The sequence below is a fragment of the Micromonospora sp. II genome (assembly GCF_001709195.1).
Taxonomy (GTDB): domain Bacteria; phylum Actinomycetota; class Actinomycetes; order Mycobacteriales; family Micromonosporaceae; genus Micromonospora; species Micromonospora chalcea.
The window spans coordinates 26273-37819 of the sequence record NZ_LYXF01000027.1 but is presented as its reverse complement, the minus strand read 5'-3'; the positions used below and the strand labels follow the sequence as shown (position 1 = coordinate 37819).

General features: G+C 74.7%; 11 protein-coding genes. 4 read left to right on the top strand and 7 right to left on the bottom strand.

Annotated elements, in window-relative coordinates; all coding sequences use genetic code 11:
- Positions 1–41: 41 nt before the first annotated feature.
- Positions 42–809 carry an enoyl-CoA hydratase/isomerase family protein gene (locus A8711_RS16520; RefSeq protein WP_069088738.1) on the top strand — a complete coding sequence of 256 codons (768 nt, stop codon included), beginning with the start codon at positions 42–44 and terminating at the stop codon, positions 807–809.
- A 54-nt stretch (positions 810–863) separates the two neighbouring features.
- Here A8711_RS16520 and A8711_RS16515 read toward each other — a convergent pair whose 3' ends face one another.
- Positions 864–1415: a peroxiredoxin-like family protein gene (locus tag A8711_RS16515; RefSeq protein ID WP_069088737.1), complete on the bottom strand. Its 552-nt coding sequence runs from the start codon at positions 1413–1415 to the stop codon at positions 864–866.
- Positions 1416–1484: 69 nt separating this feature from the next.
- Between A8711_RS16515 and A8711_RS16510 the strand changes: the two genes are divergently transcribed.
- Complete coding sequence (locus A8711_RS16510; RefSeq protein ID WP_176722824.1) at positions 1485–2108, top strand: TetR/AcrR family transcriptional regulator; 624 nt, start codon at positions 1485–1487, stop codon at positions 2106–2108.
- Positions 2109–2183: 75 nt separating this feature from the next.
- Here the strand turns inward: A8711_RS16510 and A8711_RS16505 are convergent, their stop codons facing one another.
- The 4 genes from A8711_RS16505 to A8711_RS16490 form a co-directional block, all read right to left on the bottom strand.
- Positions 2184–2624, bottom strand: coding sequence for an HNH endonuclease (locus A8711_RS16505; RefSeq protein WP_043327959.1), 441 nt, complete (start codon positions 2622–2624; stop codon positions 2184–2186).
- 216 nt (positions 2625–2840) lie between these two features.
- Positions 2841–3977: a hypothetical protein gene (locus A8711_RS16500; protein ID WP_069088735.1), complete on the bottom strand. Its 1137-nt coding sequence runs from the start codon at positions 3975–3977 to the stop codon at positions 2841–2843.
- Between the two features lie 54 nt (positions 3978–4031).
- The gene (locus A8711_RS16495) at positions 4032–5576 is read right to left on the bottom strand and encodes an FAD-dependent oxidoreductase (protein ID WP_069088734.1); all 1545 of its coding nucleotides are present in this window, start codon (positions 5574–5576) and stop codon (positions 4032–4034) included.
- Between the two features lie 227 nt (positions 5577–5803).
- Complete coding sequence (locus A8711_RS16490; protein WP_069088733.1) at positions 5804–6283, bottom strand: MSMEG_6728 family protein; 480 nt, start codon at positions 6281–6283, stop codon at positions 5804–5806.
- Between the two features lie 87 nt (positions 6284–6370).
- Between A8711_RS16490 and A8711_RS16485 the strand changes: the two genes are divergently transcribed.
- On the top strand, positions 6371–8155 hold the full coding sequence (locus A8711_RS16485; RefSeq protein WP_369830115.1) for a TrkA family potassium uptake protein: 1785 nt from the start codon (positions 6371–6373) through the stop codon (positions 8153–8155).
- A gap of 9 nt (positions 8156–8164) precedes the next feature.
- Here A8711_RS16485 and A8711_RS16480 read toward each other — a convergent pair whose 3' ends face one another.
- Positions 8165–9406, bottom strand: coding sequence for an APC family permease (locus A8711_RS16480; protein ID WP_069088732.1), 1242 nt, complete (start codon positions 9404–9406; stop codon positions 8165–8167).
- Between the two features lie 47 nt (positions 9407–9453).
- Complete coding sequence (locus A8711_RS16475) at positions 9454–10227, bottom strand: phosphatase PAP2 family protein (RefSeq protein ID WP_069088731.1); 774 nt, start codon at positions 10225–10227, stop codon at positions 9454–9456.
- 111 nt (positions 10228–10338) lie between these two features.
- On the opposite strand from A8711_RS16475, the gene A8711_RS16470 reads away from it, so the two are divergent.
- Entirely contained in the window at positions 10339–11547 is a 1209-nt protein-coding gene (locus A8711_RS16470; RefSeq protein ID WP_069088730.1) for a DUF4032 domain-containing protein, read from the top strand.

The window sequence follows — 11547 nt, the reverse complement described above, 5'->3', positions numbered from 1 at the left end:
CACGCGGGTGGCCGCCGGGCCCCGCCCGTTACGGTCGCACCATGTCCGACGCGGAACTCACGGTCAGGGTGGACGGCCCGGTGGCAACCGTGGTCATCCACAACCCGGCCCGGCGCAACGCCATGACCCCGGCCATGTGGCGGCAGCTCCCGGTGCTGCTCGACGGCCTGGAGGCCGACCCGGCGGTACGGGTGCTGGTGCTCACCGGCGCGGCCGGCACGTTCTGCGCCGGGGCCGACCTCGGCGACCTGGACGAGCTGCTGGCCGCCGGAGACGGCAGCATCGCGGTGGCCGCCGAGGAACGGCTCGCCGCGTTCGGCCGTCCCACTGTGGCCGCGATCGAGGGTGCCTGCGTGGGCGGCGGCTGCCAGCTCGCCGTCGCCTGCGATCTGCGGCTGGCCTCGGCGGAGGCCCGGTTCGGCGTACCCCCGGCCCGGCTCGGCCTGGTCTACCCGGCGCCGACCACGCGGCGGCTGGCCGCGCTCGTCGGTCCGTCCGCCGCCAAGCACCTGCTGTTCAGCAGCGAGCTGGTCGACGCCGAGCGGGCGTTGCGGATCGGCCTGGTGGACGAGGTGCTGCCGGCCGGGGAGCTGGCCGGGCGGGTGACAACGCTGACCGCCACCATCGCCGAGCGTTCCCGGCTCACGGTGGCCGCCGCGAAGGAGATCGTCGACGGGCGCGCCGACGCCGACCGGCTGGCCTGGTGGCACGGCCAGGTGCGGGACAGCGGCGAGGCCCGCGAGGGGGTGGCGGCCATGAACGAGCGCCGCCCGCCGCGCTTCGGCTGGACCCCGCCGACCGCCCACTGACCGCCGTTTGCCCGGCACCCCTCGGCGGGTACGTCCCGACCGGCGATCCAGCGGTCACCGCGCCGACCGGCTCCGGCTGACCTGGGCCAGCAGTTCGTCCACCGACCACTGGTCGGAGGCGTGTTCGCCGTACTTCTCGGCGAGCACCCGCCCGTCCGGCGCGATCAGGAAGTCGGCCGGCAGCCCGAAGCGGCCGCCGTGCGGCGTAAGGGACGGCGACCGCTCCCGTCCGCGCAGGATGTACCAGGTGCTGATCGCCACGCCGCGCAGGATCGGCAGCCAGGCGCGCGGGTCGAGCAGCGACCGCCGCGCCGACTCCACCCCGAACTCCCGGTAGAGCCGCCGGTCCGGATCGGCCACCACGGCGAACGGCAGGTCGGCGACGTGCTCGCGCAACTCGTCGGCGGGGGAGTGGAAGAGCACCACCTCGCGTACGCCCGCCGCCTCGATCTCGGCGTGCCGGCGGACGATCGAGCGCAGGTGGAGGTTGCAGACCGGGCAGCCGGCGAAGCGACGGAACTGGAGGTGGACCAGGCGGTCCGGGTCCGGCAGGGCGACCTGGGCACCGGTCACGCTGGTGAGATGGCGAGGGGTGACGACGTCCATGCGCGCTCCCGTTGTAGGCGTACGACGTACTCCTACAACCGTAGGCGTATCTTGTACGCTGTCAAGGCCATGCCCCGTCCCCGTTCCCTGACCCCGGCCCAGCTCGCCGACGCGGCGCTCGCGGTGCTCGACCGGGACGGCCTCGCCGGCCTCACCATGCGCGCGGTCGGCGCGCAGCTCGGCACCAGCACGATGGGCCTCTACCGCTACGTCGCCGACCGCGACGAGTTGGAAGCGCTCGTCGTCGAGCGGGTCCTCGAACCGGTCGACACCCGCCCGCCGCCCGACGTCCCGTGGGCGGACGGCATCCGGGACCTGGCCGAGCGGGTACGCCGCGCGGTCGGTCTCCACCCGGCAGTGGTGCCGTTGCTCCCTGCGTACCGGCACCGCTCGCCGACGATCCTGCGCTGGGGCGAGGCGGTGCTCGCGGTGCTGACCGGGGCCGGCTTCACCGGCACCGGACGGGTGATCGCGTTCCGCGCCCTGCTCGGCTACGTGGTCGGCGCGATCCAGATGGAACACCTCGGCGCGCTGGCCGGGCCCGGCACGACTGTCATCGCGGCGCTGCCCCGCGACGAGTTCCCCCTGCTCGCCGCGACCGCGCGCGACGCCGGCGTGGTCGTACCGGAGGACGAGTTCGGCGGCGGGCTGGACCTCCTGCTCGACGGGCTGGCCCGGCGTCTCGACAGGTAGGCGCACTGGTGGGACCGGCGGGCGCGGCGCCGGGGCGTACCCCCGACACCGCCCCCTGTGCCCGCCGGCCGTCCGTCACCGCGCCAGCGCGGCCCAGCTCGGCGTCACCGGAGCCCGCCGCAGCGGCATGCCCGCCTCGGCCGGGGTCCGGTCACCCTTGCGCTGGTTGCACGCGTAGCAGGCGGCGGTGGTGTTCCCCCAGGTGTTCCGGCCACCGCGCGAGCGGGGCAGGACGTGGTCGATCGTGCTGGCCGCGCCGTCGCAGTAGGCGCACCGCCGCCGGTCGCGCGCCAGCACCCCGGCCCGCGACCAGGCCGGGCCGGCGCTGAACCGCCAGCGGGTCACCACGTACCGGACGAGGCGGACCACCCGCGGCAGCGGGAAGACGCCGATCACCCGGTCCGGCTCGGCCTCGTGGATCTCGGCGACTCGGCGGCAGAGCATCCGGATCGCGTGCTTGACGGTGACCCGGTGCAGCGGGCCGAGGTCGGCGTTTATGACGAGGACGGCGTCCACCGGGCTCTCCCTTCACGATCGGCGGTACGGCGACGAAAAAGCCGCCCGGTCCACGGGACCGGGCGGCGACGACGGGGACGCGCGACGCGCGTCAGTCGTGCCCTCCGGGCCAGGGACCGTGTTCCCGGCAGCCGTCGCCGAGCAGCCACGACGTCATCGTGGTGGCGTATCGCAGCGACATCGACGGCTCCTGGAACGGTGGTTGACCTTGCTCGCTCACGGTAGATCGATTCGGGAATCGTGGCCAACGTATTTCGATCCGTCCTCGGTGGGTCGCCGCTGCCGTCCGGCCCGGCCGGCGCTTCGCGCGGCGGCGAGCGGCCGGTCGATCCGGGCGGTCATCTGCACCACCAGCTCGCTGTCCAGCAGCGGACGGTTCACCTCGGCGGCCACCGACAGCGTCGGCGTGGAGATCGACCGCCAGATCGCGGTGAGCCCGGCGCCGAGGCCGACGAGCGCCACCGCCGCCCGGGTGGTGGGGGAGCCGGCCGCCGCGGCGGCGCTGACGCCCACCACCGCCAGCAGCACCACAAGCAGTGGTGCCAGCACCGGCCAGAAGATGCCCCGGGCCGCCTGCGCCACCAGCTTCCGGTCCCGGATGACGACGTTGCGGGCGATCACCGCCCAGTTCTCCTCGTCCAGCAGGTCGCGCGGATGCAGCCCACCGGTGAGCACGTCCTGCCACAGGTCGCCCTGGTTGCGCAGCTCCCGGGCCAGGTCGGCGAGTCCGGCCTCGCCCGGGTCGCCGACGGTGGCCCGGCCGACAGCCGTGGCCCAGGCGGCGAGCGAGCGGCGCACCACGGCGGCCGAGTACGGCGGCAGCACGCTCGCCAGCTCGTCCAGCCACCTGCTGATCTGGAGGTGCCGGCCACCGAACCGGCCCGGGAGCCGGTCGGCGTCGCCGCGCCGTACGGTGTCGGCGAGCGAGCGCCCGAGCCGGTACGCCACACCCACCCGGTGGTCCGTCGCCATCGTCCAGCGCAGCACGTCGATGTTGAGGTCGTCGAGCGCCCGCAGCAACGGGTCCCGGTCGGCGCCGGTGGCGCGGCGGGCGGCGGCGGTGGACGGCACGGTACGGCCCGCCGGGGTCAGCGGCGCGATCTGGGCCAGCGCCACGTCCACGCCGTCCAGGTACATGCCGAGCCGGTGCCACCCGGCCAGCTCGGTCAGGTTCGACAGCTTCGGCGGCGCGACCGTCGGCCGGTCCCCGCCGTCGGTCAGGTCGGCGGTCTGCGCGTGGTGGTAGGCGTCCGCCATCGACCAGCCGAGTCGCAGCGCGGTGACCACCGCGGTCCGCTCGTCCCGTGGTGTCCCGTGCTCCTCGTCGCGCCGCTCGCGCGTCGCGGTGCTCACCGCCCGACCTCCCGTGTCACCGGATCAGTCGAGCGTAGAGGCGATTTTGCCCGCCTATGACCGTTTCGGGTTCACCCTGCCGGCCAGCAGGCCGCGCGGACGGATCGAGCGGACCGGCTCGGCCGCCGCCCCCTCGGCACGCAGGATGTGGTTCGCCGCGATGATCCCGGTGGCCGCCGACCGTTCCATCAACGCGCTCGGGAACTCCGTGCGGATGCCGTCCCCGGCCAGGTAGAGGCCCGGCGCGTCGGTCTCCACCCCCGGCCGCCCGGCGTGGCTACCAGGCGTGAACGCCGGGGCCAGCGCCTCGACCCGGGCGCGCAACTCGCGTACCCGCAGATCGGCCACCTCCGGCCAGAGCGCGGTCAGCTCCCGCAGCATCCGGGCGGCCAGCTCGTCGGCCGGCACGTCCGGCTCGCAGGCGTACGCGTGCAGCTCCACCACCGAGCCGCCGGTCCGCTCGGCCCAGCGGCGGGGCTCGTCCTCCAGCCGGTGGTAGAGCGTCACCGAGTCCAGCGTGGGCTGCCGGGAGACGCCACTGAACACCGCCCGGTCCGGGCGGACGTCCCCGTCCATCCAGTACCGCGCCACCGCGTACGGCGGCCCGGGTGTGCCGAACGCGGGCATCCGCGCCACCAGCTCGGGTGCCGCCGCGACCAGGCCGGGCGAGGCGGCGACCAGCGCGGCGAGCGCGGGCGGGTCCACCGCGAGCACCACGTGCGGCGCCTCCCAGACGTCGCCGTCCGCGCCGGTGACGCGCCAGCCCTCCGGGGTACGGTCCAGCCGGGCCGCCGGAGCGCCGGTCAGCACCCGGCCGCTGTGCTTCTCCACGTGCCGGGTCAGCGGCTCCCAGATCGCCGTCGCGTAGTCCCGGTCCGGGCAGTCGAACGCCAGCCCCTCCGGGTTGCCGAGCAGATAGAAGTGGAACTGCGCGATCATCTCGGCGGCCGACATCTCCGCCTCGTGGTTGAAGAACGAGTGCGAGAAGACCTCGAAGAGCATGGCCCGCGCCCGGTCCGGCAGGCGCAGCGAGGTGAGCAGCTCGTCGGCAGTGCGCTCGTCGAACTCCTCGTAGGTGCGCACCGGGTCGTAGGTGAGCAGCGGCAGCGCGGCGTCCCGATCCATCGTGCGCAGGTCCGCCAGGCGCAGGCTCGGACTGCGCAGCAGCAGCGCCAGCAGGTTCGCCGGCGGCGCGGGCGGCAGCTTGCCGAACTCCTCCGTGGGCCACTGCTCGGACAGGATCGGGTACCCCGGGATCGGCTTGAGGAAGCCCAGCGCCGGGTCGACGCGGCGCAGGATCGACCGCCAGTTCCAGTACTGCCGGAAGAACGCGTGGAAGCCGTGCTCGTTGCGCTGGACGCCGTCGGGCAGCTCCTCCGGCCAGGCGCCGAGCCGGCCGCCGAGGTGCGGCGCGGCCTCCAGCACGGTCACCGCAACTCCGCGCTCGGCCAGCACCACCGCCGCCGACATGCCGGCGATGCCGCCGCCGACCACCAGCGCCGCGACCGGTCGCGGCGCGCGGGGAGCGCCACCGCCGCCCGGGTCCACCACGTGCTCGCGTACGCCGATCAGGCGACCTACCACTTGCGACAGACTCACGGGGGCATCCTTCAGTCGGTGGTCCCCCCAGTCTGCCCGAGGTGAAAGGAAGGGGCCCTTTTTAACGCATACGGATGTGCGGGGGCCCTTCTTAACGCCGGGCGGCCCGGTTACGTCCGCGCCGCGCGCCGGTCGCCCGCGCGCCGAGTGCGCCGCGCGGCGGCGTGGGGGAGGTGTTAACAAGGGGCYCTTCCTCTACCGGAGGCGTTAAAAAGGGGCCCTTCCTTTCACTCCAGGCAGCGGCGGGGGCGGTCGGAGGGGGGCCAGACGTACTCCAGGTCAGGGGAGACGTCGGTGAACAGCCGCGCATAGTGGACCGGGTCCTTGCGCAGCAGCGACGACCGGTGGCTGCGGTGTAGGTCGTCGCGGCCCAGCCAGGGCGGCAGCTCACCGGCGGCGGCCAGCTCGTCCTGGGTGCGGATCACGGCGATGCCGCAGGCGGTGGCGAGGTCGGTGGCGAGCGTGYCGGCGCAGGTGTCGGCCCGGCCCGGCTCGCACCACACCGCGCACATGTCCAGCCCGTACCGGGTCAGCGCCTCCTCGTACCCGGCCCACATCTTCACGGCGGGATGGTTGCGCCAGCCGTAGTCCGGCCGGGTCAGGCCGCGCAGCACCTGGATCGTCTCCACGCGCTGCTTGCCCAGCCGCTTCTGGTCCAGCGTCCGGGCGCTGGCCAGGAAGTCCGGATACGGCAGGAACGTCTGCATGCCGGTGCTCTACCCGTACCCGGCCACGCCATGCGTTCATGATCGAGGGGGCTGCGCGTACCGAGAGCGGCTGACTACCATCCGGACATGGCCGAGCCCCTGCGTGACCGCGCACGCCGCGCGACCGGCTGGCGGCTCCGGATGAACGGGGACGAACGCCCCCACTTCGTGGTCTGCGGCTCCGATCCGCTCGCCTACTGGGTGGTCCGGTCGCTGCTCGCCACCGACAGCGCCGACGGGCGGGTGCGGGTCACGCTCGTGGTGCCGGCCCGCCGCCGGTCCGAGGGCCCGGACGGGCGGGACGTGCCGGGGGTACGGGTCGTCACCGCCGAACGCCTCGACGAGGCGGCGTTCCGCCGGGCCGGGCTGGCCGGCGCGGCCGGGCTGGCGCTGCTGAACCAGGACGACGTGGGCAACATGCACGCCGCGCTCTGCGCCCAGGAGGTCGAGTCCCGGCTGCGCCTGGTGGTGCGCATGTTCAACACCAACCTGGCGGACGGGCTGCGCCAGCTCTTCCCCGACTCGGCGGTGCTCTCCGACGCCTCGATGGCCGCGCCCGCCTTCGTCGCCGCAGCGCTGGGCGAGGTGGCGCCGACCCACTTCCGGCACGCCGGGCGCACGCTGTACGTGGCGCGGCGCGACGACGTACGCCCGCAGGACGTGGTCTGCGGCCTGGCCGTCACCACGGACCCGGACCTGGTCCGGGTGCTGCCCGCCGACGAGGCCGCGGCCGACGTGGTGCTGGCCGAGGCGACCGGCCGGCCGGCGGGCACGGAGGTGGCCGCGCGGCGGCTGGTGCGGGCGCGGCGGCGACGGCAGCCGGCGGCGGTGCTGCTGCGCGCGGTCCGCCACTTCGCCACCCGCAAGATCGGCATCGCGGTGCTGGCGCTGCTCGGGGTGATCGCGGTGCTGGGCTGGCTCAACGCGCGGGCCGCCGACGTCAGCTGGAGCGAGGCGGTCTACCTGACGCTGGTCACCACGCTCACCGGCCAGGACCCGGACGTCAACAAGCCGGTCGCCGCCCAGGTCATGCAGGTGGTGCTCAACCTGGCCGGGCTGGCGCTGATCCCGCTGATCACGGCCGCCGTGGTCGACGGCGTCGTAAACGCCCGGCTGGCCCTGCACGCCGGCCGGGTCCAGCCGGACCGCTCCGGGCACGTGGTGCTGGTCGGGCTGGGCAACATCGGCACCCGGGTGATGGCCCAGCTGCACGACTTCGGCGTCGAGGTGGTGGCGATCGACAAGAACGCGGACGCGCGGGGCGCCGCGCTGGCGCACCGGCTGGGGGTGCCGCTGATCGTCGGCGACGCGGGCCGGGAGGAGACGCTGCGGTCCGCGTCCGTCGACACGTGCCAGGCGCTGGTGGTGGTCTCCACCGACGACGGGACGAACCTGCGTGCCGCGCTGATCGCCCGGTCGCTCGACCCGGACCTGCGCGTGGTGCTGCGGCTGTTCGACGGCGACTTCGCCGAGCGGATCCAGCAGGCGTTCGGCATCGGCATCTCGCGCAGTGTGTCCTATCTGGCCGCGCCGTCGTTCGCGGCGGCGCTGCTGGACCGCGCGGTCGTCGCCACCATCCCGGTCGACCGGCACGCGCTGCTGGTCACCGAGGTGCCGGTGGTGGCGGGCTCACCGCTGGACGGGCGTCCGCTGAGCGCGGTGGCCCGGCCCGGCGAGGTACGCCTGCTCGCGTACACCCGGCCGAACCAAAAGGCCGACTGGACGGCCGATCCGCGGATGGTGATCCAGGCCGGTGACCGGTTGACGGTGGTGGCCCGGCGGGCCGGGCTGACCGCGCTGCTGCGGGAGACCACGCCCGCGCCGCCGCCGGCGCCCGCCGGTCCACCCGCCGCGCGCCGGCCGGAGGAGTGACCGGCCGCGTCAGGCAGGTCGCCGACGGCGGCGGACCGTGTATCCGAGTGCGCCGAGCGCGAGCACGCCGAACCCGGCGAGCACGCTCGGCAGCGGCAGGTTGACCGCCAGCACCAGGCAGCCGACCAGCCCCAGCGCGGCGAGCACCCGGGCTGGTACGCGGCGGGCCGGGTCCGGGCCGAGCGTCAGCGCCGACGCGTTGGTGATCGCGTAGTAGACCAGCACGGTGCAGCTGGAGAAGCCGATCGCGCCCCGGACGTCGCCGACCGCGACGACGGCGATCACCACGGCGGCCACGGCCAGCTCGGCGCGGTGCGGCACCCGGTGGCGCGGGTGCACCGCCGCCAGCGCGCGCGGCAGGTCCCGGCGGCGGGCCATCGCCAGCGAGGTGCGGCCGACGCCCGCGAGCAGCGACAGCAGCACCCCGGTCACCGCTACCGCCGCGCCGGCCCGGACCAGCCAGGCCAGCCCCGGGTGCCCGGTGGCGGTCACCACCTCGACCAGCGGCGCGTCGGTGGACGCCAGCCGGTCGGCGCCCAGCACGCCGAGCGCGACTACCGCCAGCGTCAGGTAGATCGCCAGCACCGCGCCGAGCGCCAGCGGCACCGCGCGGGGGATGGTGCGCTCCGGGTCGCGTACCTCCTCGCCCAGCGTGGCGATACGCGCGTACCCGGCGAACGCGAAGAAGAGGAGCCCGGCGGCGGTGAGCACACCGCGTACCCCGAGGTCGGCGGGGGCGGTGAGCCGGTCGGCCGCCACCTGCGGCGCGCCGGTCACCGCCACCACGGCGAGCACCGTGAGCACCACCGCGACCAGCACCCGGGTGGCGGCGGCGGTCTTGCCGATGCCGCGCAGGTTCACCACCGTCACCGCCACCACCGCGAGGACGGCGACGAGCCGCGCCCGCCCCGGCCACAGGTACGCCCCGACGGTCAGCGCCATGGCCGCGCAGCTCGCGGTCTTGCCGACCACGAATCCCCAGCCGGCCAGGAAGCCGGCGAACGGGTGCAGCCGTTCCCGGCCGTAGACGTAGGTGCCGCCGGACTCGGGGTAGCGGGCGGCGAGCCGGGCCGAGCTGGTGGCGTTGCAGTAGGCGATGAAGCCGGCGACCGCCAGCGCGACCAGCAGACCGACGCCGCCGGCTGCCGCCGCGGCGGGGGCGAAGACCACGAAGACGCCCGCGCCGAGCATCGAGCCGAGACCGATGACGACCGCGTCGGGTACGCCGAGTCGCCGCGCCAGTTGTTCCACACCGGCAGCCTAGGAGCGTGCGGTGAACAGCGGGTGCGGTCGCCCGGTCAGCCCGGCGCGGACCAGTCGACCGGCCGCCGCCAGTCGCCGAGCCGGCGCGGCAGCGGCAGGTCGTCCCAGGGCACCCGGCGCAGCAGCCGGTCCAGCAGCAGGCCGAGCAGCAGACCGGCGATCGAGTCGGTGAGCCAGTGCCAGCCCAGGTAGACGGTGGTGCAGAAGACCACCGCCGGGGGCACCACCCGGACCACGGTGACCAGCCGGGGCGGCACGGTCCGGCCGACCGTGCGCACGAGCGGGGCCAGTAGCAGGGCCAGCACGCCGTACCAGACGATCGCGTTGGCGACGTGCCCGGACGGGTACGACTGGGCGAAGCGGACCGGCAGGTCGTGCTGGAACAGCGGCAGCGTCTGCTCGGGCGACAGGAACGGCTCCTTGACCGAGGCGCTCGGCGCCGGCCGGGCCGTCCACACCTTCAGCGGGCCGATCGTGAAGAACGTCAGCACGAACGCGACCACCGGCGGCAGGATCGGCCGCACCGAGCGCAGCCGCAGCGCCAGCAGCACGCCCAGCCCGGCCGCGAGCAGCGTCAGCGGGGTGCCCTGGCCGAGCAGGTTGAGCGTCATCGCCACCCAGCGGGCGGCGGTCGGGCGGTGCTCGTCGGACCAGTCGGCGACCGCCCGGTCGAGCCCGAACAGGTGCCCGGAGGCGAGCGCCACGGTGATCGCCACCACTGACGCGAGCAGCAGCCCGTCGAACCACCACCCGGCCGGCCGGACCGGCCGCAGCCGCAGGTCACCGCGTACCCCTGAGGTCTGACGCACGCGACCACGCTACCGGCCGCCGACGGCGCCGGGGCGGCGCGGGCATCGGCGGCTGTGTGCCGAGCCACGAAGGGAAGCGCGGCGCGGGGGTGAGCGGTCACACTGGTTGCCGTGCGGATCACCTCGGCTCTCGTCGACCCGGCGCTGCTCGACCTCCCCTGGTCGACCCCGCTGGAGCAGTGGCCTGCCGAGCACCTGGTGGCGCTGCCGCAGGGCATCTCCCGGCACATCGTGCGGTTCGTCCGGCTCGGCGGGTACGTCTACGCGGTGAAGGAGACCGGCGAGCGGGTCGCCGAGCGCGAGTACGACCTGCTGCGGGCGCTGGAGCGGATCGACTTCCCGTCGGTGGAGGCCGTCGCCATCGTGGCCGACCGGCAGAGCGACGACGGCGAGCCGCTGGACCCGGTGCTGATCACCCGCCACCTCCAGTTCTCCCTGCCCTACCGGGCGCTGTTCTCCCGCACGCTGCGGCCGGAGACCATGAACCGTCTGCTCGACGCGCTCGCGGTGCTGCTGGTCCGGATGCACCTGACCGGTTTCTTCTGGGGCGACTGCTCGCTGTCCAACACGCTGTTCCGGCGGGACGCGGGCGCGTTCGCCGCCTACCTGGTGGACGCGGAGACCGGCGCGCTGCACCCGTCGCTGTCCAACGGGCAGCGCGGCGAGGACCTGGRGATCGCCCGGGTCAACATCTTCGGCGAGGCGCTCGACCTGCAGGCCGCCGGCCTGCTGCACGAGTCGATCGACCCGGAGGTGGTCTGCGAGGAGGTCGTACGGCGCTACGAGCAGCTCTGGCACGAGATCACCTACGAGCAGCAGGTCGAGCGCGCCGCCCGGCACGACATCGAGCGCCGCATCCGCCGCCTCAACGAGCTGGGCTTCGACGTGGCCGAGGTGGCGATGTCCACTGTCGACAACGGGCGTTACCTGGTGCGGCCGAAGGTGGTCGACGTCGGCTACCACACCCGGCGGCTGCTGCGCCTCACCGGCCTGGACGCGGAGGAGAACCAGGCCCGCCGGCTCCTCAACGACCTGGACGCCTACCGGGTGGAGAGCGACCTGACCGACGAGCAGCAGGCGGCGCACCGCTGGCTGACCGAGGTCTTCGAGCCGGTGGTCCGGGCGGTGCCCGCGCACCTGCGCCGCAAGCTGGAGCCGCAGGAGCTGTTCGCCCAGATCATCGAGCACAAGTGGCTGCTCTCCGAGCAGGCCGGGCGGGACGTGGGGATGCGCCGGGCGGTGCAGTCGTACCTGGCGGACGTGCTGGTGCACCGGCCGGACGAGCAGGCGGTGCTCGGCGTCGAGGTGCCCACCGCCTGA

What these genes read in the sequence shown, in the direction of transcription:
- A8711_RS16520 (WP_069088738.1), top strand. Translation starts at nt 42, where the DNA reads ATGTCCGACGCGGAACTCACGGTCAGGGTGGACGGCCCGGTGGCAACC.
- A8711_RS16485 (WP_369830115.1), top strand. Translation starts at nt 6,371, where the DNA reads ATGGCCGAGCCCCTGCGTGACCGCGCACGCCGCGCGACCGGCTGGCGG.
- A8711_RS16515 (WP_069088737.1), bottom strand. Translation starts at nt 1,415, where the DNA reads ATGGACGTCGTCACCCCTCGCCATCTCACCAGCGTGACCGGTGCCCAG.
- A8711_RS16510 (WP_176722824.1), top strand. Translation starts at nt 1,485, where the DNA reads ATGCCCCGTCCCCGTTCCCTGACCCCGGCCCAGCTCGCCGACGCGGCG.